Below are 21186 nucleotides of genomic sequence, written 5' to 3'. Positions count from 1 at the left end.
CGTCGTCTCATTCTCCGGATCCGTCCCCGTTGGCCTGGTCCAGGATGCCGGGGAGCGCCTGGAGGAACGCGTCCACCTCGTCGTCGCCGAGCGTCAGCGGCGGCATCAGCCGTACGACGTCGGGGGCGGGTGCGTTCACCAGGAATCCGGCCTCCTGAGCCGCCTGGCGCGCCTGGGGCGCGAGCGGCTCGGTGAGCACGATACCCAGGAGGAGGCCCGCGCCCCGGACATGGGCGATCAACGGGTGGCCCAATGACTCGATTCCGTCCCGCAACTTCTCGCTCTGCTGCTTGACGTTCTCCAGCAAGCCCTCGTTCGCGATCGTGTCCAGGACGGCGAGCCCGGCGGCGCAGGCGACCGGGTTGCCGCCGAAGGTCGTGCCGTGGTGCCCGGGCTGCAGCAGCTCCGCGGCCCGCCCGAAGGCGACGGTCGCGCCGAGCGGCAGTCCGCCGCCGAGGCCCTTGGCGAGCGTGACGACGTCCGGCAGGACGCCCTCGTGGGCCTGGTACTCGAACCAGTGGCCGGTACGACCGACTCCGGTCTGCACCTCGTCCAGGACCAGCAGCGCACCGGTCGCGGCGGTGATCGCACGGGCGGCCTTGAGATAGCCGGCGGGCGGTACGACGACGCCGATCTCGCCCTGGATCGGCTCCAGGATCACCAGCGCGGTCTCCTCGGTGACCGCGGCCGCCAGCGCCTGCGCGTCGCCGTACGGCACATGCGTGACGTCACCCGGCAGCGGCAGGAACGGCTCCCGCTTGCCCTGCTGGCCGGTCATCGCGAGGGCGCCCATGGTGCGGCCGTGGAAGGCGCCCTCGGTGGCGACGGTGTGGGTCCGCCCGGTCAGCCGGCCGATCTTGAAGGCGGCCTCGTTGGCCTCGGCGCCCGAGTTGCAGAAGAAGACCCTGCCGTCCCGCCCGAACAGCTGCAGCAGCCGCTCGGCAAGGGTCACGGTCGGCTCGGACATGAAGAAGTTGGAGATGTGGCCCAGGGACGCGATCTGCGTGCTGACGGCCTCGACGATCGCCGGGTGGGCGTGGCCGAGCGCGTTGACCGCGATGCCGCCGACGAAGTCGACGTACTGCTTGCCATCGGCGTCCCACACCTTGGCGCCCTCGCCGCGCACCAGGGGCAGCAGCGGGGTGCCGTAGTTGTTCATGAGCGCGCCCTGCCATCGCGCGGTCAGTTCCTGGTTGCTCACGACTCCCCCTGTACGTGCGGATTCTCGTCGGGCACGACCATCGTGCCGATGCCCTCGTCGGTGAAGATCTCCAGCAGGATCGAGTGCTGGACCCGGCCGTCGATGACGCGGGCGGTGGTGACACCGTTGCGCACGGCGTGCAGACAGCCCTCCATCTTCGGCACCATGCCGGAGCTCAGCTCCGGCAGCAGCTTCTCCAGCTGGGAAGCGGTGAGGCGGCTGATCACCTCGTCGCTGTTCGGCCAGTCCTCATAGAGACCCTCGACGTCCGTGAGGACCATGAGAGTCTCCGCTCCCAGAGCAGCAGCGAGTGCCGCAGCCGCCGTATCAGCATTGACGTTGTAGACATGTCCGTCGTCCTGGCTGCGGGCGATCGACGAGACGACCGGGATGCGGCCGTCGGCGAGCAGTGCCTCGATCGCGCCCGTGTCGATCGCGGTGATCTCGCCCACCCGCCCGATGTCGACCAGTTCGCCGTCGATCTCGGGCTGGTGCTTGGTGGCGGTGATGGTGTGCGCGTCCTCGCCGGTGAGGCCGATGGCCAGCGGGCCGTGCTGGTTGAGCAGCCCGACCAGCTCGCGCTGGACCTGTCCGGCGAGCACCATCCGTACGACGTCCATGGCGTCCTCGGTGGTGACGCGCAGGCCGGCCTTGAACTCGCTGACGATGCCCGCCTGGTCGAGGGCGGCGCTGATCTGCGGGCCGCCGCCGTGCACGACGACCGGCTTGAGACCGGCGTGGTGCAGGAAGACGACGTCCTGCGCGAAGGCGGCCTTCAGGTCCTCGTCGATCATGGCGTTGCCGCCGAACTTGATGACGACCGTCTTGCCGTTGTGCTTGACCAGCCAGGGCAGCGCCTCGATGAGGATCTGGGCCTTGGGGAGCGCGGTGTGCTTACGAGTGGTGCTCATGACGAATAGGCGCTGTTCTCGTGGACGTAGTCGGCGGTGAGGTCGTTGGTCCAGATCGTGGCGGTCTCGGACCCGGCGGCGAGGTCGGCGACGATGTGCACCTCGCGGTAGCGCATGTCGACCTTCTCGCGGTCCTCGCCGACGCCGCCGTTCTTGCACACCCAGACGCCGTTGATGGCGACGTTGAGCCGGTCGGGCTCGAAGGCGGCCTTCGTCGTGCCGATCGCGGAGAGCACACGGCCCCAGTTGGGGTCCTCGCCGTGGATCGCGCACTTGAGGAGGTTGTTGCGGGCGATGGAGCGGCCCACCTCGACGGCGTCGTCCTCGCTCGCCGCGTTGATCACCTCGACCTTGATGTCCTTGCTGGCGCCCTCGGCGTCCCGGATCAGCTGCTGGCCGAGGTCGTCGCAGACCTGGCGTACGGCCTCCGCGAACTCCTCGTATTGCGGGGTGACTTCGGAGGAACCCGAGGCGAGCAGCAGCACGGTGTCGTTGGTCGACATGCAGCCGTCGGAGTCCACGCGGTCGAAGGTCGTGCGCGTCGCCGCCCGGAGCGCCTTGTCCAGTACGTCACTGTCGAGGGCCGCGTCGGTGGTGAGGACGACGAGCATGGTGGCGAGGCCGGGCGCGAGCATGCCGGCGCCCTTCGCCATGCCGCCCACGGTCCAGCCGTCCTTGGTCACGACGGACGTCTTGTGGACGGTGTCGGTGGTCTTGATGGCGATGGCGGCCTTCTCGCCGCCGTGCTCGGAGAGTTGGGCGGCGGCCGTCTCGACTCCCGGGAGCAGCTTGTCCATCGGGAGCAGCACACCGATGAGGCCGGTCGAGCAGACCGCGACCTCGATGGCGCCCCGGCCGAGGACCTCGGCGGCCTTCTCGGCGGTGGCGTGCGTGTCCTGGAAGCCCTTGGGACCCGTACAGGCGTTGGCGCCACCGGAGTTGAGGACGACCGCGGAGACCTGGCCGCCCTTGAGGACCTGCTCGGACCACAGCACCGGCGCGGCCTTCACACGGTTGGAGGTGAAGACACCGGCGGCGGCGCGGCGCGGACCGTTGTTGACCACGAGGGCCAGGTCCGGGTTGCCGTTCTCCTTGATTCCGGCGGCGATGCCCGCAGCCTGGAATCCCTTGGCTGCCGTGACGCTCACGGTGCGACTCCGATCGTGGAAAGCCCCGTGGACTCGTCGAGTCCGAGGGCGAGGTTCATGCTCTGGACGGCACCGCCCGCGGTGCCCTTGGTCAGGTTGTCGATGGCACTGATCGCGATGATGCGGCCTGCCGCCTCGTCGTATGCGACCTGCACCTGAACGGCGTTGGAACCGTAGACGGACGCCGTCGCGGGCCACTGGCCCTCGGGCAGGAGGTGGACGAAGGGCTCGTCGGCGAAGGCCTTCTCGTACGCGGCGCGCACGGACTCGGCGGTCACGCCCGGCTTGGCCTTCGCGCTGCACGTGGCGAGGATGCCGCGGGGCATCGGCGCGAGGGTCGGGGTGAAGGAGACGGAGACCCGCTCCCCGGCCGCCGCGCTGAGGTTCTGGATCATCTCGGGGGTGTGCCGGTGGCCGCCGCCGACGCCGTAGGGCGACATGGAGCCCATGACCTCGCTGCCCAGCAGATGCGGCTTGGGCGCCTTGCCCGCGCCGGAGGTGCCGGAGGCGGCGACGATCACGGCCTCGTTCTCGGCGAGGGAGGCGGCGTAGGCCGGGAAGAGCGCCAGGGTGGCGGCCGTGGGGTAGCAGCCGGGTACCGCGATGCGCTTGGACCCCTCCAGCGCGGCGCGGCCACCCGGCAGTTCGGGGAGGCCGTACGGCCAGGTCCCGGCGTGCGCGGAGCCGTAGAACCTCTCCCAGTCGGCCGCGTCCTCGAGCCGGAAGTCGGCGCCCATGTCGACGACGAGCACGTCCGGGCCGAGCTGTTCGGCGACGGCGGCGGACTGGCCGTGGGGCAGGGCGAGGAACACCACGTCGTGCCCGGCGAGGACCTCGGGGGTGGTCTCCTGGAGTATCCGGTCGGCCAGCGGCAGCAGATGCGGCTGCAGCGCGCCGAGCCGTTGGCCCGCGTTGGAGTTGCCGGTCAGGGCCCCGATCTCGATCTCCGGGTGCGCCAGGAGCAGACGCAGGAGCTCTCCGCCCGCGTATCCGCTCGCTCCGGCCACTGCCGCACGTACCGCCATGTCATCCTCCTCCTGGATGGCATGACTATACGTATCGATGCACGTTTATGCAATCGGGGCCGGGTCCGCCTTCGGGAGCATGATCCGGCGGGAGACCAGGAAGGTCACCGGGATGGCCGCCAGGGACGCGAGCAGCGGGGCGAAGCGGCTGCTCAAGTGCAGAAGGTCGACGAGGACATAGACGCCCGCCGTCGTGCTGAGGAAATTCGCGGCGTTCGTCAGCGGGAACAGCATGAATTTCCGCAGGGTCGGACGGGTCCGGTAGGTGAATCGCGCATTGAGGAAGAATGAACCGGTCAGACTGAGTGCGGTCGCGAGGATATGCGCGAGGAGGTAGGGCAAACGGGCGAGGAGGAGCAGATAGGCAGCGTAATACGTGCCTGTGTTGACGACACCGATCACGGCGAAGGTGATCATCTGCCTCGAGACAAGTGCGCTGCGCATCAGGGAATGAGGTCCTTCGCCCGGTCCACATTGCTCGCCTTCACCAGGAAGTGCGGGCGCCGTTTGACCTCGTAGTAGATACGGCCGGTGTACTCCCCGATGACCCCGAGCATGATCATCTGCACTCCGGCGACACCCGTGACCGCGGTGATGATCGTGACATAGCCGGGCGTCTGTACGCCGTTGACGAGCGCCGCGCCCACGATCCACGCGGTATAGGCGAGGGCGCACAGCAGCAGGCCCATGCCCAGATAGAGGGCGAGGCGCAGGGGCCTGTTGTTGAAGGAGAGGAGTCCGTCGATGCCGTAGTTGAGCAGGCTGCGCAGGCTCCAGGAGCTGCGGCCGGCCTCACGCAGGGCGTTCTCGTACTCGAAGGTGGTGCTGGGGAAGCCGACCCAGGCGAACAGGCCCTTGGAGAAGCGGTTGTACTCGGTGAGCTCGAGGACCGCGTCCACCACGCGGCGGGACATCAGCCGGAAGTCGCCGACGCCGTCGACGAGTTCCACGTCGACGAGGCGGTTGATGAGCCGGTAGTAGAGGCGGGCGGTGACGGTGCGGGTCATCCGGTCACCGGTCCTGGTGCGCTTGGCGATGACCTGGTCGTAGCCCTCCTTGCGCAGGTCGACCATGCGTTTGATCAGTTCCGGCGGATGCTGGAGGTCCGCGTCCATGACGATCACGGAGTCGCCCGAGGCGTGGCGCAGGCCGGCCAGGAGGGCGGCCTCCTTGCCGAAGTTGCGGCTGAAGGAGACATAGCGCACGCGCGCGTCCCGGTCGGCCAGCCGCTCCAGCGCGGCGAGCGTGCGGTCGCGGCTGCCGTCGTCGACGTACACGAACTCCATGTCGTGACCGAGCGGAAGGAGCTCCTCCGCGACCTTCTGGACCTGGTCGTGGAAGCGTTCGATGACGTCTTCCTCGTTGTAGCAGGGTGCGACGATCGATATGAGCATGGTTTTTCCCCTGGGGACACGGTCAGAGAACGCCCGTCATGGGCTCGCGCGGGCGGGTGTGGGTGGTCGGTGGGGTGGGCGTGGTGGAACGTCGTCGGCGTACGGCGCTGACGGCGCCGAGCAGGACGAGGGTCAGCAGCGAGACGCCCCCGACGGCCGTGCCGAGCCGCAGGCCGGGCGGATGGAACTGGCAGGTGACGCTGGTCGAGGTGCCGTCGAGGGGGACGGCGATCAGGCCGTGGTACTCCTTGGCCGGTACGGCGGTGCCGTCGCCCGCGGCGCAGCGCCAGCCCGCGATGCGGGGAGCCGCGACGACCGCGAGTCCCCTGCTGCCCGCGGGGAGGTCGGCCCGGACGGTGGCGTCGGAGACGGTGACATGGGTGGCTCCGGTGGCCTTGAGGTCTTCGACGGCCTTGTGCAGCCGGGCGGTGTCCAGGCAGCCGACGGCGCCCCGCGGGATACGGCCCGGGCGGTCGGGGGTCAGTGCGATGCGCAGCCGGCCGGAGGCCGGGGCCGTGCCCAGCGGCGCCATGGCGGCGCGGTTGCGCGGGTACTGGGAGCGGAAGAGCACGGTGTGACCTGCGAGGCTCGCGGTGCCGGAGTAACGCGGGGCCCACAGGTAGACCCGGCTGCCGGCCGGACATGCGGCCGTGATCGTCGGGTGGGTGAGGGCCGTCCCGTAACCGACCCAGTCCTTCTCCCGCAGCGGCTTTCCGTCGTCGTCGTGGACGGCGGTCCGGGGCACGGTGTAGACGCGGGCGCCGAGCAGCAGCTCCTGGTTGCGATACGGCGAGGAGCCGAAGGCCGCCCGGTCGGGCCTGCTGCGCACGGTCACCAGAGGCGGCACGTCCTGCCGGGACACCGACAACGGGCCGCCGAGCTGCGGCAGGTAGGCCTGGTGCGGGTCGATCGGCGAGTGCACCCGCGCTCCGACGGAGAAGATCGCGTCGGTGACGAGGTTGTCGAGGCTCTGCAGATTGCGGCCCCGCGAGGTCCAGCCGTCGCCGAGGGCGGTGAGGGTGCGGGTGAGGACGTCGGCGGTGAGGCTGCTGTAGTACTGGGCGCCCTGGCCGCCGACCGTCATCGGGTCGTTGGCGACGGTCTGCTCCCGGCCCGGCTCGGTGCGGTACCGCGGCCAGCCGTCGGCCCGCGCGATGGCCTCCGCCTGGGTCTCCTGGCGGGCCCCCCAGGGCGCGTAGTCGTCCATGTGACCGAAGCGGACCCGGGTGGCGACGGCGGCGGTGGCGGCCGTCTCTCCGAACTGCCCGCCGAACAGCAGCACCAGGGCGAGCGCGGCCAGGGCGGTACGGCCCCGCCCGTCGGCGCGGCGCAGGAGCAGCAGCCCGCCGGCCGCACCGATGAGGGCGAGCACCAGGATCGGCCAGGCCACCGGCTTCACCAGGTGGCTCCGGCTCGCCACGGCGGTGATCAGGGCGAGCAGCGCTCCCGCGGCCCCCAGCGCGCGCCGGTCGGGAAGGCCGTACGACAAGGCGTGCCAGGCGGCCGTCACCACCAGCGCGCACAGCACGAAGGCCTGCCGGTAGGGGCTGCCCTGGGGGGTGGCGAAGGCGTGCCAGACCAGATGGGTCGGCCCCCACTGCAACGACAGCGCGACCGCGAGGACGAGCAGCGTCCAACCGCTGCGCACCCGCCCCGGAACCGCCCGGTGGAAGGGCAGCGCGAGGGCGAGCAGCAGCGCCGTCATGCCCACGTAGAGGGCGGGACTGCCGAAGCTGTACGTCGTGGGCAGCAGCCGGGCCAGCAGGTCCTGGGTGCCCACGGGCGCGAACTGCACCGTGCGGCCCGGGTAGGCGTGCTTGGTGCCGAAGTACACGACGGTCACCAGCGGTGCGGCCAGGCCCACGCCGAGTGCGACCGTGGCGGCGGCCCGACCCGCCGCCGCCAGTCGCTGCCGGCGGGAGAGGTCGCACAGCCACAGCCGGAGCAGCAGCACCAGGCCGGCGCAGAGGGTGGCCATGTACGCGGTGTAGAAGTTGGCGATCCACGCGAGGGCCACGATCAGCACGGCGAGCAGCGGACGCCGGCGCCTCAGGGTCCACTCGCCGACCAGGCACAGCAGCGGCAGGGCGACGAGGCCGTCGAGCCACATCGGGTTGTAGTCGCCGACCGCCACGCTCCAGCCGCACAGGGCGTACGAGGCCCCCAGCAGCCCGGCGCCCCACCAGCGACCGGGGCGCAGACTCAGCAGGAGCCAGGCCATGGCCGCGCCCGCGGAGGCGATCTTCAGCACGGTGATCACGTACACCGCGAGGTCGATCCGGTCCCTTGGGAACAGGCCGACGAGCAGGGCGAACGGGCTGCTGAGGTAGGTGCCCAGGTCGGGCAGGAAGCCGGCGCCGAAGCCGGACTGCCAGTTGACGAAGAGGCCGCCGTCGGCCCGGCCGTGCAGCAGGTCCCACAGGTGCGTGTGGAAGGGCACGTACTGGTTGCCGAGGTCGTTGACACTGCGGGTGCGGGGGCCGAAGGGATAGCTGCCGGCCACGGCGTCGGCGGCGCAGAACACGGCGGTGGAGATGACGGCCGCGAGCAGTGCCGCGGCCTTCTTCGGTGAGAAATGACCGCTCGAAACGGCTGTGGACACGGTCGAGCGATCCATTCCTTGTTTCTCCCCGCAGGTCATCGATTCGACGACTTAGACGGACGGTGTTTCCGTTCGGTTGTGCCGTCCACCAAAAGTGGTGAAACCAATTCCGAATACGAGCGGGTATTTATGGAATGGTGAACAGCCGGGAAACAAAAGCCTCCCGGCTTGTTATTTGATGGTTAAGTTCGGCGAGTGCGGCCTTGAGGGTCGGCCTTGCCTTGGAGCGCACTCCAGCCCATACGGTTCTCGTCACGGGCGGTTCGGTCCGCACCCCACAGGGGCGCGCGGAACCGCGTCGAGATCGACCTCCCCCACGCCTGAAGGGCGCGGGGACCCCATCGAACGACTGCTCGGCGAGCAGTCGGGATCGGAAGACCGAAATGAGCGAGAGCACCACCCGTGAAGACCGCTTCGCCCACGGCCTGGAGGTCCTGAAGAGGGTCGACGGCGAGGCCGGCCAGCGGGTCGTCGACTCCCTCGCCGACATCAACCCCGAACTCGGCCACCAGGTCGTCGCCTGGGCCTTCGGCGAGATCTACGACCGCCCGGAACTCGCCCCGCGCGACCGCCAGTTGGTCACCCTGGGCATGCTCACCGCGCTCGGCGGCTGCGAGGCCCAGCTCGATGTGCACATCAACGCGGCCCTGAACGTGGGCCTCACCCCCGAGCAGATCATCGAGGCCCTGACCCACTCGGCGGTGTACTGCGGCATGCCGAGGGCGCTCAACGCCACCTTCGTGGCGAAGAAGGTGTTCACCGAGCGCGGGCTGCTGCCGCTCGGACAGCAGCCCGCGCAGGAGAGCCCGGCTACCTCTGCCTGATCCGCAGGAAGGTGATCGAGTTCGCCGGGAAGGTGTAGGAGAACCTGTCGGCGACCCCCTCGAAGGTGGATGTCACGGGCGCGACCGCCGTGGACGACTCGGTGTTCACCGCGTCGGGCGCGGCGGCGAGCGTGGTCACCCGGGCCCTGGACGCGACCTTCGCGCCACCGAGGTCGATCGCCGTACGGGCCGCGGACGCCTGGGCGTTGACCACCTTGACGATCAGGTCACCGCTCTTCGCGTCCTTGGTGACGACCTGGCGGAACGGCTCGGCCGGCTTGTCGTCCTCGAAGCTGCCCCACTCCTGGCCGTCGAGGTACAGCGTCACCTGACGGCCGCGCACCTTGACGTCGATGTCGTAGGCACGGCCCGTCTCGACCGACCCCGGTTTGGCGATCAGCGTCGACTTGCCACCGTCCACGGCCTGCTCGACGGCGGACTGGGTGTTGCCCCAGCCGCCGAGGTTCCACCAGTAGTAGGTGCCGGTGTCCTTGACGCCGAAGGCGACGAGGAAGCCCTCCCTGCCGGACCTCTTGGTGGCCTTCACGTGCAGGTCGTAGTCGTGCCAGGAGGGGTCGCCTGCGGAGACCATGGTGTTCTCCGCGGCGGTGTCCGTCTGCACGTACTGCCCGTCCTGGAGGCTCCAGCTGCCGCCGCCGGTGTGCGTCCACTTCGAGGCGTCACCGGAGAAGTCGTCGCCGAGCAGCGTCTTCCCGTCGGCGTCGGTCACCTTCACGTCGTCGTAGGCGGCGCTGGTGGCCCAGGTCGAGAGGCCGACCGCGCCGCTGATGGGGGCGAGCAGCGACGGCGTGGCGGTGGCGGTGGCGGTCGAAGGAACCACGCGGTCACCGACGTTGTTCATGAACAGCTTCTGGACCTCGTAGTCGGCCGAGCCCCAGGAGGCGTGGTTGTTGAACCACACCATGTCCGGACGCCACTGGACGTAGTCCTCGTTCGCGAACAGCGGGGCGTACGAGGCGAGTTTGACGACGTCGGCGTTGCGCTCCAGGCCGGTCACGTACGCGGCCTCGGCGAGCCCGTTCCTGAAGGCGTTGCCGCCGGAGGCGTACTCGCCGAGGAAGACCTTGGGCCCGCCGCGGTCGTAGGAGTCGTAGCGGTCGTTGTTCTGCAGGAACCACTGCGGGCTGTTGTAGTAGTGCTCGTCCACCATGTCGACCCTGGCGTCCTTGTTGAGCTTCCAGGCCGTGTCGAAGGTCGTGCCGGAGTCGTCCGGGCCGGCGTTGGAGATCACCTGCACGGATGGGTACTTCGCCTGGACGGCGGCGCGGAACTGCTTGAAGCGGGCGAAGAACTCGTCGGGGAGGTTCTCCTCGTTGCCGACCTCGATGTGCGTGAGGTGGAAGGGCTTGGGGTGGCCCATCCGGGCACGCTTCCTGCCCCAGGTGGAGGTCACGGGGCCGTTGGCGAACTCGATGAGGTCGAGGGTGTCCTGGATGTGCCGCCGCAGCAGCGCGTCGTCGTCGACGGCCTTGTTCTGGCCGCAGCCGGTCACCAGGGCCGGGACCACGGGCAGCGGCATGGCGCCGATGTCCTCGGCGAGGCGGAAGTACTCGTAGTAACCGAGGCCGTAACTCTGGTTGTAGCCCCAGAAGTTGGAGTTCGTCGCGCGCGTCTCGACCGGGCCGATGGTGTCCTTCCACTGGTACGAGCGCTTGCGCTGCCAGCCGGAGGCCTCGCTGTAGTCCTGCATGGAGCCGGTGTTGACCAGGCAGCCGCCCGGGAAGCGGACGAAGCCCGGGTGCAGGGCGGCGATCTTCTCGGCGAGGTCCTTGCGCAGGCCGTTCGGCTCGTGCCTGTAGGTGTCGCGCGGGAACAGGGAGACCATGTCGAGCGCGGCCGCGGCGGAGGAGGCGACGGTGAGGCGGCCGCCCGAGCTGGTACGGGTCGCGGTGAAGGTGGCCCCGTACCGCGCCCAGCCGTTCTTCTTCACGGCCACCTGACGGGCGGCCGCGAGCGTGCCGCCGGCGTCCCGCAGGGACACGGTCAGCGTCGTGCCGGTGTCCGCGCGCGCCCACACCGAGAAGTCGTACGTCTTTCCGTCCTCGACCCGGATGCCGGTGTTGTAGCCGGAGTTCGTGACGGACGAACCGGCGCCCAGCAAGAGGTAGTTGCGGTTGCGGGCGTTCAGCCGGCCGTCGTCGTTCACGACCTTCGCCGTGCCGTCGGCCGTCCAGGCGGTCAGGGGCGTGTACGAGGTGTTGTCGTCGGTGGAGTACTCGAAGGACCGGTTCTGCACGAGCTCGGCGTACAGGCCGCCGTCGGCGGCGCGGTTGATGTCCTCGAAGAAGACGCCGTACATCGTGCGGTCGATCTTCGCGCCCTTGGTGGCGGGGTCCACGGTGATCGAGTAGTCGGTGACCTCGTCGGCGTGGGCGGGGGCCGGAACGAGCCCGGCAGCCAGGAGGAAAGCGCTTGCTCCTAGGCCGAGTCTCAGCCGGTTGCGGGTGGTGCGTGACATGGATACTCCGCGGCTCTGGGGATGGGTGCGGGGACTCGCATCGTTCGAAATATCAGACAGCGGTCAGCACTTCGAACGGCAAGATAAGGAAGGGGTGTGAGCACGTCAATGGGGCGAGCATGCGCCGGGCGTAAGGTCGACGACATGGATGCGCTGCTGCCCTACTTCGCCCTGGCGGGCTTTGTGGCCGTTGTGATGGCGGCCTTCACCTGGCCGGCGCGGCGGATCCGGCGCCGTGGCACCGCCGGCGGCGGGCTGGGCGGGGCGCTCGCCGCGTACGAGGAGGCCTTCCGCGCCACCGGTCACGCCGCGCACCACGAGATCCGCGCCCAGTCCGACCGCAAGACGCCCACCGATTCGCCCGATCCCCTGCGGCCCCGGGGAAAGAGGCGCTGAGCATGGACGAGTTCTGGCCCGTGGCCGACGTCCTGGCCCACCTCGCCGGATGCTGGCGCGTGGAGCGCACCGTGCGGGATCTCGCGAGCGGCGACGAGGGCCGCTTCGCCGGCACGACACTCTTCAGTCCGCTCCCCGAGGGCGGGCTGCTGCACGAGGAGTCCGGCATGTTCACCTGGCAGGGCGTGGCGCGCCCCGCCGAGCGCACCCTGCGCTTTCTGCCCGGCGGTTCACCGGGCACCGCGGACGTGCGTTTCGCCGACGGGCGGCCCTTCCACCATCTGGATCTGACCACCGGGCACCATGTCGCCGACCATCCCTGCGCGGCGGACCTCTACCGCGGCGAGTTCACGGTCCGGGACGCCGACCAGTGGCGGACGGTGTGGCGGGTGGGCGGCCCCGCCAAGGACCTCGTCCTGACCACCGACTACGCCCGCGAGGGCTGAACCGGCGCCCCGTCGAAGCGCAGGTTCCAGCGCCCGGCGTGCCCCGTCACGGTCGTCGTCGACAAAGGGCGCACATCGATGTTCCAGTACGTCGACGGCGGCGCCTTCAGCGCGTACACCAGAGCGGCGCGGACCACGGACGGCTCGGCCACGGCGACGATGCGGCCACCGTCCTCGACGGGCCGGGTGTCGAGCCAGTTGCCGACGCGGGCGATGAAGGCCATCAGCGACTCGCCGCCGTGCGGGGTGGCCCGCGGATCCGCGAGCCAGGCGTCCACCGCCTCCGGTTCGCGAGCCATCGCCTCGCCGAGGGTCAGCCCGCGCCAGCGCCCCATGTCGCAGTCCCGCAGGGCGAGTTGGACCAGCGGCGCATAGCCGAGGGCATCGCCGGTGGCGCGGCTGCGCGGCGTGGGCGAGCAGTAGCGCAGCTCCGCCGCCGCGAGCGGCACCAGATCGCGGGCGACGCGCTGCACCTCTTCCCAGCCGGCCTGGTCCAGCGGACGGTCGTCCTCGAAGCGCTCGGCGAGCAGCGGGGAGCTGCGCGCGGCGGCGACGAAAGTGACCCGAAGTTGCATGCGGCGATGGTGTGTCGGGAAAGTGCGCAGGTCAAGGGGCATTGGTCAGCATTCACCGACGGTGGCCAAAACCTTACTTCAAGGTCAGGACCTGCCGGACAAGTCACTCGAAAACGAGAGCCATCCAGATGTCCGGCTGGGCCAGCGGCTCGAATCCCAGCTTCGCGTAGACCCCGTGCGCGTCGGCGGTGGCGAGCATGATGCGCCGCAGCCCGTACGGCTCCAGGTGATCACGCACGGCGCCCACCATGGCCGTACCGATGCTCTTGCCGCGCACGGACCGGTCGACATACACATCGCACAACCAGGCGAAGGTCGCCCGGTCGGTGATAACCCGGGCATAAGCCACCTGCTCCCCCGAAACCACCTCGTAGACCCCGAAGTTCAACGAGCCGGCCATCGCCCGCTCCTGCTTCTCCCGGGCCCGGCCCTTGGCCCAGTACGCGTCGGTGGCCAGCCACCGGTGCACGCGGTCGACGTCGAGACGGTCGGGGTCGGTGGAGATCTCATAGCCTTCGGGAAGGCTCGGGGTGTCGGTCATGGCGGGAGACTCGCAGGCCGGGGCCGGAGGCGTCGAGCAGTTTTCGCCCCGCGCGTCAGAACACCTCGTCGTAGGCCACCCGCAGCCGCCGCACACCCTCCGCGATCTCCCCCACCCCCGCGACCGCCGCAAAGCTCAACCGGAGGTGAGCGGCCGAAGACTCCGCACTGAAGTACGGACGACCAGGGGTGATGGCAACCCCCGCACGCAGCGCCGCCGCCGTAAGGGCCGATTCTCCCCCAGAGCCGAAAGCCTGGGAGGTGCCCCCAGTGCCGTCGGGCAGCCGCAGCCACAGGTGATAGCCGCCCGACGGGATGTGCGGCAGGGCGAGTTCGGGGAGGCGCAGCCGCAGTGCTGCCGTCATGGCATCGCGGCGGCTCTTCAACTCCGCGGAGATCGCCCGCAGATGCCGCGGCCAGGCCGGCGAGCCGACGAGTTCGAGGGCCGCCTCCTGGAGCGGGCGGGGGACGAAGAAGGTGTCGACGACCTGGATGGCACGCAGCCGTTCCAGGACCGGCCCGTGGGCGGCCAGCGCGCTCACCCGGAAGCTGGGCGAGGTCGCCTTGGTGAGCGAGCAGACGTGGACGACGACTCCGTCGGGGTCGTCGGCGGCCAGCGGACTGGGCAGCGGCCCCGCGTCCTCGTGCACGAGCCGTCGTACGAAGTCGTCCTCGACGACGAACGCACCGGCCTCGCGGGCGATCCGCAGCACCTCCCCGCGCCGTTCGGGGGCGAGCACGGCGCCGGTCGGGTTCTGGAACAGGGGCTGGCAGACGAAGACCCGCGCGCCGGTCGCCCGGAACGCGTCCGCGAGCAGCGCGGGCCGGACCCCGTCCGCGTCCACCGGGACCGGCACCGGCCGCAGGCCCGCCGCCCGCGCGATCGCCAGCATCCCGGGATACGTGGGCGACTCGACGAGCACCGGCGCTCCGGGCGGGGCGAGCGCGCGCAGTGCGGTGGTCAGTGCGGACTGGCCGCCCGCGGCGACGAGGACCCCGGCGGCGGTGACCTGGCCGCCGATGCTCCGCGCGAACCACTCGCGCAGCTCCGGCAGCCCCTCCATCGGCGGTCGCCCCCACGCGCCGGGGCGACGGCCCGCCCGGGACAGGGCCGCCGCCATCGCCCGCTCGGGCTGCAACGACGGGTGCAGATAGCCGCCGTTGAACTCGACGACCCCGGGCGGCGGGGCGGCAAGGGAGACCGTGACCCCGGAGGCGTCCACGGAACGCGGTACGAGGTCGGCGGCGCCGTCCGCGCTGAGGGCGACCTCCTGCCAGGAGGTGTCACCGGAGGGAGCGGCCCCGCCGCGCGGTTCGGCACGGAAGGCTCCGGCACCCGGCCGGGTCACCACCAGCCCCTCGGCGGCCAGTTGCCCCAGGGCACGCGAGACGGTCACCGGACTGACCCGGAACCGCTCGACGAGGGACCGGCTCGACGGGAGCTTTCCTCCGGGAGAGTAGCGGTCCAGCTCTCCCCGCAGCTGTTTCACCAGTTCACCGACACTGCTACGCTCTTGCATGAGAGCACAGAGTAGCGCTACCGCCCACAGCCGGATAGCGGTCGCCGGCGAGACCCGGCCGACCGGCGCGGACACCCCGGTGACCGCGGCGAGCCGCCGCTCCGGCACCCTTCTGGCCGCCCTCGGCGTGGTCGCCTTCTCCCTCACCTTCCCCGCCACCGCCTGGGGCCTGGAGGGCTTCGGGCCCTGGTCCCTGGTGTCCGTGCGCAGCGTTCTCGCGGCGCTGATCGCGGGGGCCTGTCTGCTGGCGCTGCGCGTGCCGCTGCCCGGCCGCGGGCACCTGGCGGGCCTGGCCGTCGTCGCCGCCGGTGTCGTCGTGGGCTTCCCGCTGCTGACCACGCTGGCCCTGCAGACGTCGACGACCGCCCACGCCGCCGTCGTGGTCGGCCTGCTCCCCCTCACCACCGCCCTGTTCTCCGCGCTGCGCATGGGCAGCCGCCCCTCCCGCACCTTCTGGACGGCGGCCCTGGTGGGCGCGGCCGCGGTCGTCGCCTTCACGGTGCAGCAGAGCGGCGGCGCGCTGACCACCGCGGACCTGTATCTGTTCGGCGCGCTGCTGGTGTGCGCCGCCGGCTACACCGAGGGCGGCCGGCTGGCCCAGGTCATGCCGGGCTGGCAGGTGATCGGCTGGGCGCTGGTTCTCTGCCTGCCGCTGAGCGTGCCGGGCGCCGCGCTGGCGCTGTCGTACGAACCCGTACGGCTGGGTGCGCACAGCGTGGCCGGGCTGTTGTGGGTCGCGGCGGGCTCGCAGTTCCTCGGCCTGGTCGTCTGGTACCGGGGGATGGCGGCGATCGGCATTCCCAAGGCCAGCCAGTTGCAGTTGGCTCAACCCCTGCTCACACTGGTGTGGTCGGTGCTGCTGCTGGGCGAGCACCTGACGGTGGCCGCCCCGCTGACGGCCGCGGCGGTGCTGGTGTGCATCGCCGTCACGCAGCGGGCGCGGGGCTGACGGCGCGGGTACGCGCCGGTTCCAACCGTGGCCCCGCGCCGTAGACTCAAAGGCCACGGACCGCTGCTCCCGCACCTGGTGAGGAGGCCCTACAGATGCGTGCAACCGTGGGCGACCAGCTTGTCCAGCACGGCAGGGTGGTAGGCCAACACGACAAGGTCGGCGAGATCGTCGAAGTACTGGGCCAGGAGGGGAACCCTCCCTACCGGGTCCGCTTCGAGGACGGGCACACGGGCATCTGCTCGCCGGGCCCGGACACCGAGATCCGCCACAGGGAAATCCAACACTGAGTGCTCCGCCGGGCGCAGATCAACGCGGGGGCTTCGCCGGCTGCTGGTAGTGGTCGGCGACCACCCGTGCCATCGCACCGATCCGGTCCGTCGCCACGTCCTTGGCGGCGAAGAAGATGTGTCCGCGCACCTGCGGATGGTCCTTGGCCAGGGTGAGGTGGCGGGAGAGCTCGGCGACGTCCTGCCAGGGCGCCGCCTGGGCCGGGTCGCCGGCCTTGTACAGGGCCTCCCCGACGTACACCTGCGTCCCGGTGCCGCGCGCGACCTCCGACCACCACGGCAGCAGCTTGGCGTAGTCGGCGGCGGCGAAGCCGATGTTCCAGTAGACCTGCGGGGCGATGTAGTCGATCCAGTTCTCCCGCACCCATTTGCGGGTGTCCGCGTGCAGGTCGTCGTACGTCTGCACGCCCGCCCGGGTGTCGGAGCCGCGGGCGTCGGTGGCCGCGTTGCGCCACACCCCGAACGGGCTGATCCCGAAGCGCGCGCCCGGCCGCACCTGCTTGATCCGCGCGGCGGTCTCGACCACCAGCTTGTCGATGTTGTTGCGGCGCCAGGCGTCCCGGTCGGGGAAGGACTTGCCGTGCCGGGCGTAGGCCGCGTCGTCGTCGAAGGTCTGGCCGGTCACGGGATACGGGTAGAAGTAGTCGTCGAAGTGGACGCCGTCCACGGGGTACTTCCGCACCGCGTCGAGCATCGCGTTCTGCACGAAGGCACGGACCTTCGGCAGCCCCGGGTTGTAGTAGAGCTTCCCGCCGTACGGCACCACCCACTCCGGGTGCTTGCGCGCGGGATGGGAGGCGACCAGCTTCGTCACGTCGGTGGTGTTGGCGATGCGGTACGGGTTGAACCAGGCGTGCAGTTCCAGGCCGCGGGCGTGGGCCTCCTTCACCGCCGTGCCCAGCGGGTCCCAGCCCGGGTCCTGGCCCTGGGTGCCGGTGAGCACCTGCGACCAGGGCTCGTACGGGGAGGGCCACAGCGCGTCGGCCGTCGGGCGCACCTGGAACATCACGGCGTTGAGGCGGCTGCGCACGGCACGGTCCAGGACGGCGATCAGCTCGGCCCGCTGCTCGGCCGCGGTCAGCCCCGGCTTGGAGGGCCAGTCCCGGTTGGCGACGGTCGCCACCCAGACGCCCCGCATCTCCCGCTCGGACCGCCGGCGCCCGGGATCGCCGCCCGCCATCGCCGCACTCGCCGCCACCGCACCGCCCCCCGCCACGAGAGCCGACAGGGCCGTCACCGCGAACGCCCGCCGCGACAGCCGAGACCTACGGTGCAGCATTCCCCTACCTCCATGCGCCGATGTGCGTGACCGGGGGAGATTCTCGACCCCGGCCGCTCCCGCGTCAGGCTGCCACGCGGACCCGAACGATCGATCAACGATCGCCGGAGGTAACGTGCAGGTTTGGAGCAGGCACCGAACCACCGGGGCGCTGCCGCATTCGTAGATCAGCGAAGGGGTCGATGTGACGGACTTCCCAACGGGAGACATCTCGCGCGTCGGAGTGGTCGGCTGTGGCCAGATGGGAGCGGGCATCGCCGAGGTGTGCGCCCGGGCCGGACTGGACGTCAAGGTGGCCGAGACCACCGGGGAGGCCCTGGAGATCGGCCGGACCCGGCTGTTCAGCTCCCTGGGCAAGGCGGCCGAGCGGGGCAAGATCACCGAGCAGGAGCGGGACGAGACGCAGGCGCGGCTGAGCTTCACCACCGACCTGGGCGAGTTCGCCGACCGGGATCTGGTGATCGAGGCCGTCGTCGAGAACGAGCAGGTGAAGACGGAGATCTTCCAGGTGCTCGACCAGGTGGTGACCCGCCCGGACGCCATCCTGGCCTCCAACACCTCCTCCATCCCGCTGGTGAAGCTGGCGGTCGCCACCTCCCGACCGGACCACGTCGTCGGCATCCACTTCTTCAACCCGGCCCCGGTGCAGCAGCTGGTCGAGCTGATCCCGGCGCTCACCACCTCCGAGGGCACGCTCGGCCGGGCGCAGCTGTTCGCGGAGAAGGTGCTCGGCAAGCACGCGATCCGCGCCCAGGACCGCTCCGGGTTCGTGGTCAACGCGCTGCTCGTGCCGTATCTGCTGTCCGCCATCCGCATGTTCGAGTCGGGCATCGCGGGCCGCGAGGACATCGACAACGGCATGGAGATGGGCTGCGCCCACCCGATGGGCCCGCTGAAGCTGTCGGACCTGATCGGCCTGGACACCATCGTCTCCATCGCCAACTCCATGTACGCCGAGTACAAGGAGCCGCTGTACGCCGCTCCCCCGCTGCTCCAGCGCATGGTCGACGCGGGCCGGCTCGGCCGGAAGACCGGCTCGGGCTTCTACACCTACGGCTGACGCCGACGGGGATTTTGCACAGTGCCCGTTCCAGGGTGCTGATTACACAGTGCGACCGATGCGGGCCCGGCACTCTTCGGAGTGCCGGGCCCGCGTCATTCACACACCGTGTGCGCGTCGGGCCCGCATATGCCCGTCGCACACGCTCCCCACGCACCCACCAGGCGAGTTGACTCTCCATGCGCAATGCAAGGGATGTGACGACTACGGAAAGGAGCGGACTCGTGACCGCCGACCCGGAGCATCCCGTGGTCCATGGAGAACTCGCAGAGTTACGCCGCCGCCTCGATGTCGCCTATGCGCGCGTCGAGGGAGGGCTGGCCCTGCTCAACCATCGCACCGAGGAGACACACAAGGAAGTCGACGATCTCAGCGCACGGATCATCGCCCTGGAGCACGCCCGCTGGCCGCTGCCCGCGGTCGCGGCACTGACGGCAGTGGGCGCGCTCGTCGTGACGATATGGCAAGCCCTGGGCCACTGAGAAAGGGCCAGGACGCGGTGGGGGGATCAGGGTCCTAGGCGTCCTGCCCGAGCCTGAGGTGGTGCAGGAGCAGTAACGCGGCCGCCATGTTGGCGGCCGGGACCTCGCCGCGGGCGACCATGTCGGGGACGAGTTTGAGGGGGACCCATTCCCGGCGGTCCGATTCGAAGTCGTCCACGGGATGTCCGACGTACTCGCCCTCGTCGGCCCAGTAGATGTGATGCCGGGCGTCGGTGAGGCCGTTGGACGGCTCGACGCTCATGAGGTGCTGCAGCGGTCCCGGTCGCCAGCCGGTCTCTTCCTCGAGTTCCCTGGCGGCCGCGACGGCGATGTCCTCGCCGTCCTCGACCACGCCCGCAGCGAGTTCCCACCCCCAGCTGTCGGTGATGAAGCGGTGGCGCCACAGGAGGAGGACTTCATTGGCCTCGTTCACCACCGTGGCCACGGCGACGGGCCGCAGCCGTATCAGAAAGTGGTCCAGGTGCCGCCCGTCCGGCAGTTCCACATCTGCCAGGTTGACGGTGAACCAGCGGTTTGCATACACAGTTTGTTCGTTCTGTTTCGTCCACTGCACGGTTCTGCCACCTTCCGTCGAGTAAGTGGCAATATCGCAGCAGGGACTGTGGGTGGCGGCTCTCAGGAACCCGACTACAGCGGTACGCGCAGTGCCCCATCGATGAGTTCGGCGGCTTCGGCGGTGCCCGCACAGCCGCTGCGCACCAGGTACTCGCGTACCGCGCGGAGTCTGTCGCGCAGCCGCTGGGACTCCATTCCGCGGGCCTGTTCGGCCATCTGCACCGCGGTGGCCACCGCCTTGTCGGCATTGCCCTGGCGCAGTTCGATCGTGGACAGCATGGCGAGCCGGTGCACCCGGCCGCGGTCGTGCGCGGGGTTGTCGACGGCCGCCGCGGCATGCTCCCCCGCGGCCACGAGTTCGCCCAGGCTGAGCAGGGCCTCCGCCACCTGGACGTTGACAAGACCCGGCTGGACATAGCCGGTTTCGTCGGGTTCGTACCCGCGCCGGATGCGTTCGGCGGCCTGCTCGGCACGCCGGATGCAGGACAGGGCGCTCGTGCCGTCGCCGAGGTGTGCGTACGCCTTCGCCTGCATCGCGTACAGATCGGAGGCGAGGGCGGGCGTGATGTGCTTGCCGGCGGCGCGCAGCGCGGCCTCCGCGAAGGCGACCGCCTGACGGTACTCCCGCATGAACAGGGCCTGGTTGACCAACAGCGCGATCACATAGGCGCCAAGACCCCGGTCCCCGCTGGCCTTCGCCAGCCTGAGCGCCTGGTGGAAGTAGCGCTGGGCGAGCCCGTGCGCGTCGGAGTCGTACGCGCAGATGCCCGCGATGGCCACCAAGCCGCCCGTGGCCCGGTGCAGTTGGCGGCCGGTGGCGTCGGTGTAGCTGCCGCGCAGCAGCGGGGCGGCCTCGGCATTGAGGAAGCCGACGATCCGCGTGCGCGTGGCGATGCCGCCGGCCTTGCGGTACATCTGCTCGTAGTGGGTGCGGGCCGCGCGCAGCATCTCGATGTCGCCGGGGGTGACCCGGTGCCGGCCGCCGCGCGAGACATCCACGTCCTCGGGCGGGTTCTCCCACTCCCACACGGGCATGACGGCGGGCGTGCCGGTGACCGCGGGGGCGCCCAGGATGTGCGGGCGCTGCTGCTCGTCGGAGCGCCACAGGGCGGTGGCACGCTCGACGAAGCCGGACAGCGAGGTGCCGTGCGGAGTGGACGGCTCACCGGGCACACCGAGGCCGATGTCGTCGAGGGTGACCGGACGGTGCAGCCGTCCCGCGAGCACCTCGCAGATCAGGTCGGGCACCTGACCTCGGGGCCGCTGCCCCTTCAACCACCGTGCCACGGCGGTGTGTTCGTACCGGAGCGCGAGACCGCGCGCCCGCCCCGCCTGATTGACGTGTGCCGCCAGCCCCGCATGCGAGATCCCGGCCTCGTCCAGGATCGCGTCGAGCAGAGTGTTGGGCTGCATAGGTGCCCCCCGGATCGCTCGGTGCCGTCAGCGTAGTGCGAACGCCTTCACACGGGGTGTGAACGGAGTGCCCGAA

General features: G+C 70.5%; 21 protein-coding genes. 7 read left to right on the top strand and 14 right to left on the bottom strand.

Annotation, left to right across the window (positions count from 1 at the left end; translation table 11 throughout):
* Positions 1 to 7 precede the first annotated feature (7 nt).
* From ABT254_RS10190 to ABT254_RS10160, 7 genes are read right to left on the bottom strand one after another with little or no spacing between them, the layout of a single operon-like run.
* Positions 8 to 1201 (bottom strand): acetylornithine transaminase, encoded by a 1194-nt coding sequence (locus ABT254_RS10190; protein WP_351466393.1) that lies wholly within the window; start codon positions 1199 to 1201, stop codon positions 8 to 10.
* Complete coding sequence (gene argB, locus ABT254_RS10185) at positions 1198 to 2112, bottom strand: acetylglutamate kinase (RefSeq protein ID WP_351466391.1); 915 nt, start codon at positions 2110 to 2112, stop codon at positions 1198 to 1200. The genes ABT254_RS10190 and argB overlap by 4 nt, the downstream gene beginning before the upstream one ends.
* Positions 2109 to 3260: a bifunctional glutamate N-acetyltransferase/amino-acid acetyltransferase ArgJ gene (gene argJ / locus ABT254_RS10180; RefSeq protein WP_351466388.1), complete on the bottom strand. Its 1152-nt coding sequence runs from the start codon at positions 3258 to 3260 to the stop codon at positions 2109 to 2111. Before argJ ends, argB begins: the two co-directional genes overlap by 4 nt.
* Positions 3257 to 4285 (bottom strand): N-acetyl-gamma-glutamyl-phosphate reductase, encoded by a 1029-nt coding sequence (gene argC, locus ABT254_RS10175; RefSeq protein ID WP_351466386.1) that lies wholly within the window; start codon positions 4283 to 4285, stop codon positions 3257 to 3259. Before argC ends, argJ begins: the two co-directional genes overlap by 4 nt.
* A gap of 45 nt (positions 4286 to 4330) precedes the next feature.
* Positions 4331 to 4729, bottom strand: coding sequence for a GtrA family protein (locus ABT254_RS10170; protein ID WP_351466383.1), 399 nt, complete (start codon positions 4727 to 4729; stop codon positions 4331 to 4333).
* Positions 4729 to 5679: a glycosyltransferase family 2 protein gene (locus tag ABT254_RS10165; RefSeq protein WP_351466381.1), complete on the bottom strand. Its 951-nt coding sequence runs from the start codon at positions 5677 to 5679 to the stop codon at positions 4729 to 4731. Before ABT254_RS10165 ends, ABT254_RS10170 begins: the two co-directional genes overlap by 1 nt.
* Positions 5680 to 5701: 22 nt before the next feature.
* The gene (locus tag ABT254_RS10160) at positions 5702 to 8296 is read right to left on the bottom strand and encodes a YfhO family protein (RefSeq protein ID WP_351466379.1); all 2595 of its coding nucleotides are present in this window, start codon (positions 8294 to 8296) and stop codon (positions 5702 to 5704) included.
* Positions 8297 to 8664: 368 nt separating this feature from the next.
* On the opposite strand from ABT254_RS10160, the gene ABT254_RS10155 reads away from it, so the two are divergent.
* The gene (locus ABT254_RS10155) at positions 8665 to 9105 is read left to right on the top strand and encodes a carboxymuconolactone decarboxylase family protein (RefSeq protein ID WP_351466376.1); all 441 of its coding nucleotides are present in this window, start codon (positions 8665 to 8667) and stop codon (positions 9103 to 9105) included.
* On the opposite strand, the gene ABT254_RS10150 is transcribed toward ABT254_RS10155, so the two are convergent.
* Positions 9092 to 11584, bottom strand: a complete 2493-nt coding sequence (locus tag ABT254_RS10150) for an alpha-L-arabinofuranosidase family protein (protein ID WP_351466373.1) — start codon at positions 11582 to 11584, stop codon at positions 9092 to 9094. The genes ABT254_RS10155 and ABT254_RS10150 overlap by 14 nt on opposite strands.
* 144 nt (positions 11585 to 11728) lie before the next feature.
* On the opposite strand from ABT254_RS10150, the gene ABT254_RS10145 reads away from it, so the two are divergent.
* Both ABT254_RS10145 and ABT254_RS10140 read left to right on the top strand, forming a co-directional pair.
* Positions 11729 to 11980 (top strand): hypothetical protein, encoded by a 252-nt coding sequence (locus tag ABT254_RS10145; RefSeq protein WP_351466370.1) that lies wholly within the window; start codon positions 11729 to 11731, stop codon positions 11978 to 11980.
* A gap of 2 nt (positions 11981 to 11982) precedes the next feature.
* Positions 11983 to 12426, top strand: a complete 444-nt coding sequence (locus tag ABT254_RS10140) for a DUF6314 family protein (protein WP_351466368.1) — start codon at positions 11983 to 11985, stop codon at positions 12424 to 12426.
* On the opposite strand, the gene ABT254_RS10135 is transcribed toward ABT254_RS10140, so the two are convergent.
* From ABT254_RS10135 to ABT254_RS10125, 3 genes are all read right to left on the bottom strand, one after another.
* The gene (locus ABT254_RS10135; RefSeq protein ID WP_351466365.1) at positions 12408 to 13001 is read right to left on the bottom strand and encodes a histidine phosphatase family protein; all 594 of its coding nucleotides are present in this window, start codon (positions 12999 to 13001) and stop codon (positions 12408 to 12410) included. The genes ABT254_RS10140 and ABT254_RS10135 overlap by 19 nt on opposite strands.
* Positions 13002 to 13104: 103 nt before the next feature.
* On the bottom strand, positions 13105 to 13542 hold the full coding sequence (locus tag ABT254_RS10130) for a GNAT family N-acetyltransferase (RefSeq protein WP_351466361.1): 438 nt from the start codon (positions 13540 to 13542) through the stop codon (positions 13105 to 13107).
* A 55-nt stretch (positions 13543 to 13597) separates the two neighbouring features.
* A complete protein-coding gene (locus ABT254_RS10125; protein ID WP_351466358.1) occupies positions 13598 to 15061 on the bottom strand; it encodes an aminotransferase-like domain-containing protein in 1464 nt (487 codons plus the stop codon).
* Between ABT254_RS10125 and ABT254_RS10120 the strand changes: the two genes are divergently transcribed.
* Positions 15060 to 16010: a DMT family transporter gene (locus ABT254_RS10120; protein ID WP_351466356.1), complete on the top strand. Its 951-nt coding sequence runs from the start codon at positions 15060 to 15062 to the stop codon at positions 16008 to 16010. The genes ABT254_RS10125 and ABT254_RS10120 overlap by 2 nt on opposite strands.
* Positions 16011 to 16105: 95 nt before the next feature.
* A complete protein-coding gene (locus ABT254_RS10115) occupies positions 16106 to 16300 on the top strand; it encodes a DUF1918 domain-containing protein (RefSeq protein WP_099927555.1) in 195 nt (64 codons plus the stop codon).
* A gap of 19 nt (positions 16301 to 16319) precedes the next feature.
* Here ABT254_RS10115 and ABT254_RS10110 read toward each other — a convergent pair whose 3' ends face one another.
* Entirely contained in the window at positions 16320 to 17579 is a 1260-nt protein-coding gene (locus tag ABT254_RS10110; RefSeq protein ID WP_351466352.1) for a glycoside hydrolase family 10-like protein, read from the bottom strand.
* A 184-nt stretch (positions 17580 to 17763) separates the two neighbouring features.
* Between ABT254_RS10110 and ABT254_RS10105 the strand changes: the two genes are divergently transcribed.
* Both ABT254_RS10105 and ABT254_RS10100 read left to right on the top strand, forming a co-directional pair.
* Positions 17764 to 18639 (top strand): 3-hydroxybutyryl-CoA dehydrogenase, encoded by an 876-nt coding sequence (locus tag ABT254_RS10105; protein ID WP_351466349.1) that lies wholly within the window; start codon positions 17764 to 17766, stop codon positions 18637 to 18639.
* 224 nt (positions 18640 to 18863) lie between these two features.
* A complete protein-coding gene (locus ABT254_RS10100) occupies positions 18864 to 19121 on the top strand; it encodes a hypothetical protein (protein WP_351466346.1) in 258 nt (85 codons plus the stop codon).
* 34 nt (positions 19122 to 19155) lie between these two features.
* Here ABT254_RS10100 and ABT254_RS10095 read toward each other — a convergent pair whose 3' ends face one another.
* Positions 19156 to 19695 (bottom strand): NUDIX hydrolase, encoded by a 540-nt coding sequence (locus ABT254_RS10095; RefSeq protein ID WP_030945812.1) that lies wholly within the window; start codon positions 19693 to 19695, stop codon positions 19156 to 19158.
* A 74-nt stretch (positions 19696 to 19769) separates the two neighbouring features.
* Entirely contained in the window at positions 19770 to 21110 is a 1341-nt protein-coding gene (locus tag ABT254_RS10090) for an NsdA family TPR-like regulatory protein (RefSeq protein WP_344405641.1), read from the bottom strand.
* Between the last annotated feature and the right edge of the window lie 76 nt (positions 21111 to 21186).

This window comes from Streptomyces sp. NPDC001137, assembly GCF_040298885.1.
GTDB lineage: Bacteria > Actinomycetota > Actinomycetes > Streptomycetales > Streptomycetaceae > Streptomyces.
This window is presented reverse-complemented; position numbering and strand designations above follow the sequence as displayed.

Excerpts from the sequence above, each read along its gene's own strand:
- ABT254_RS10155 (WP_351466376.1), top strand. The coding sequence starts at position 8,665 with ATGAGCGAGAGCACCACCCGTGAAGACCGCTTCGCCCACGGCCTGGAG.
- ABT254_RS10160 (WP_351466379.1), bottom strand. The coding sequence starts at position 8,296 with ATGGATCGCTCGACCGTGTCCACAGCCGTTTCGAGCGGTCATTTCTCA.
- ABT254_RS10130 (WP_351466361.1), bottom strand. The coding sequence starts at position 13,542 with ATGACCGACACCCCGAGCCTTCCCGAAGGCTATGAGATCTCCACCGAC.
- ABT254_RS10140 (WP_351466368.1), top strand. The coding sequence starts at position 11,983 with ATGGACGAGTTCTGGCCCGTGGCCGACGTCCTGGCCCACCTCGCCGGA.
- ABT254_RS10125 (WP_351466358.1), bottom strand. The coding sequence starts at position 15,061 with ATGCAAGAGCGTAGCAGTGTCGGTGAACTGGTGAAACAGCTGCGGGGA.
- ABT254_RS10120 (WP_351466356.1), top strand. The coding sequence starts at position 15,060 with ATGAGAGCACAGAGTAGCGCTACCGCCCACAGCCGGATAGCGGTCGCC.
- argC (WP_351466386.1), bottom strand. The coding sequence starts at position 4,285 with ATGGCGGTACGTGCGGCAGTGGCCGGAGCGAGCGGATACGCGGGCGGA.
- ABT254_RS10165 (WP_351466381.1), bottom strand. The coding sequence starts at position 5,679 with ATGCTCATATCGATCGTCGCACCCTGCTACAACGAGGAAGACGTCATC.
- argB (WP_351466391.1), bottom strand. The coding sequence starts at position 2,112 with ATGAGCACCACTCGTAAGCACACCGCGCTCCCCAAGGCCCAGATCCTC.
- ABT254_RS10115 (WP_099927555.1), top strand. The coding sequence starts at position 16,106 with ATGCGTGCAACCGTGGGCGACCAGCTTGTCCAGCACGGCAGGGTGGTA.
- ABT254_RS10170 (WP_351466383.1), bottom strand. The coding sequence starts at position 4,729 with ATGCGCAGCGCACTTGTCTCGAGGCAGATGATCACCTTCGCCGTGATC.
- ABT254_RS10110 (WP_351466352.1), bottom strand. The coding sequence starts at position 17,579 with ATGCTGCACCGTAGGTCTCGGCTGTCGCGGCGGGCGTTCGCGGTGACG.
- ABT254_RS10135 (WP_351466365.1), bottom strand. The coding sequence starts at position 13,001 with ATGCAACTTCGGGTCACTTTCGTCGCCGCCGCGCGCAGCTCCCCGCTG.
- ABT254_RS10090 (WP_344405641.1), bottom strand. The coding sequence starts at position 21,110 with ATGCAGCCCAACACTCTGCTCGACGCGATCCTGGACGAGGCCGGGATC.
- ABT254_RS10145 (WP_351466370.1), top strand. The coding sequence starts at position 11,729 with ATGGATGCGCTGCTGCCCTACTTCGCCCTGGCGGGCTTTGTGGCCGTT.
- ABT254_RS10150 (WP_351466373.1), bottom strand. The coding sequence starts at position 11,584 with ATGTCACGCACCACCCGCAACCGGCTGAGACTCGGCCTAGGAGCAAGC.